This window comes from Moorena sp. SIO3I6 (assembly GCF_010672095.1).
Window position 1 is genome coordinate 1 of sequence record NZ_JAAHHU010001239.1, and the last position, 1,512, is coordinate 1,512.

Genomic DNA, 1,512 nt, shown 5'->3' on the forward strand with positions numbered 1-1,512 from the left:
TAATCGAGCAAAGTTTTTATTGGCACACGAGTTCCAACAAAAACAGGGGTTCCTCCCAGGATGTCAGGGTCGCTATGAATAACACGGGCTGCGGTTTTCATGTCCGTTATTCCGTATACTAGGAGTTTCTCTAATTTTAGCCTACCGCTAACTGCTCCGAACTTATTTAATCTGAATTGATATCCTCATCTTGTTTGCTGGCAATGGTGATAGCCTGCTAACTGGCGGTGATGACGCCGATCAGTTTTGGATTGCGGCGGCGGCTTTTCCCAGCACTGCTAACACCATTACTGACTTTGAGTTGGATGTTGATGTACTGGTGATGAGCGGTCTAGGGGTCACCTTTGAAGATATTGCGATCGCTCAAAATCAGGATAATATTTTAACCAGTACTTTAGGTCAAGACTTGGCTGTTCTGAAGGAAGTTCAGGGCAGTGCTCTTGAGAGCGATAATTTTCTTTTCCTGTAAACAAAAAAAAGAACGGGAGGTAGTATTTTCCGGAATCCTGATTCCTTGACTGTAGTTTACAGTAGGAAGCAAGGCAACATTCACGCTAACCATAAGTAGACAGCGTAAAGTGGTTGGTGTAAACCTTTTATTAGCTTGCTTCGTCGTTGATTCAATAATTCCCTATTTCCACTGATGTCGTTACTCAGTTTGGAGGGAATACTTGTGAAAATTAGAGCAATTCTCTAAGCTAAACATATTGAGGAATAGTGATATGGATGAAGTGGTTAGAAAGGTTGCTGCACTAGGCTTACCTGGTGTGATACTTCTGATTGCTATGGCAACAACGGGATTCACTGGAGCAGCAGCGATCACAGCGGCTTTGGCAATGTTAGGTCCATTCGGAATGATCGGAGGCATTGCTTTCCTTGGGGTGGTGGGAATAGCTGCTGATGGCTTATCGAAATTCGGACTTGAAGCGTTACTGGTTGGAATATATAAACAGCGCCAACAAGAAGGAGAATCTAAAGCATCTCTCTGTAAAGAGATTGAACGGTTAATGGTTTCTGCTGATTTGAAACGCAAACTCAAAGCCGAATTATAGACTGTTTCTAAAGTAAATCTTATTGGTGGGTTACGGGGGACAGCTCTGTTAACAGGTGAGCTTTTAAAGTCCTCGCCGCCTAACCCACCCTACGTGGCTGATTTAAGCAAAGTTTAACAAACAGTCTCTTAGGTATTTCAAAATAAGATGCGTTTCCACTGTTATTTCCACTGATGTCGTTACTCAGTTTGGAGGGAATACTGGTGAACATTATATCAACTTTATAAGCTAACAATATTGAGGTATAGTGATATGGATGAAGTGGTTAGAAAGGTTGCTGCACTAGGCTTACCTGGTGTGATACTTCTGATTGCTATGGCAACAACGGGATTTACTGGAGCAGCAGCGATCACAGCGGCTTTGGCAATGTTAGGTCCATTCGGAATGATCGGAGGCATTGCTTTCCTTGGGGTGGTGGGAATAGCTGCTGATGGCTTATCGAAATTCGGACTTGAAGCGT

Annotated in this window: 3 protein-coding genes and 1 pseudogene; 3 read left to right on the forward strand and 1 reads right to left on the reverse strand. The window is 43.3% G+C overall.

All coding sequences use genetic code 11. The annotated features are described in order from the left end of the window. The coding region (locus F6K49_RS48115; protein WP_293109704.1) for a DUF433 domain-containing protein at positions 1-101 on the reverse strand (101 nt) is incomplete at its 3' end. 89 nt (positions 102-190) lie between these two features. On the opposite strand from F6K49_RS48115, the gene F6K49_RS48120 reads away from it, so the two are divergent. The 3 genes and pseudogenes from F6K49_RS48120 to F6K49_RS48130 all read left to right on the forward strand — a co-directional run. Further along, complete coding sequence (locus F6K49_RS48120) at positions 191-469, forward strand: hypothetical protein (RefSeq protein ID WP_293017328.1); 279 nt, start codon at positions 191-193, stop codon at positions 467-469. Positions 470-722: 253 nt separating this feature from the next. Then, positions 723-1,052: a hypothetical protein gene (locus F6K49_RS48125; RefSeq protein ID WP_293109702.1), complete on the forward strand. Its 330-nt coding sequence runs from the start codon at positions 723-725 to the stop codon at positions 1,050-1,052. Between the two features lie 252 nt (positions 1,053-1,304). Continuing rightward, positions 1,305-1,512: pseudogene (locus tag F6K49_RS48130) on the forward strand (hypothetical protein); the annotation flags it as partial.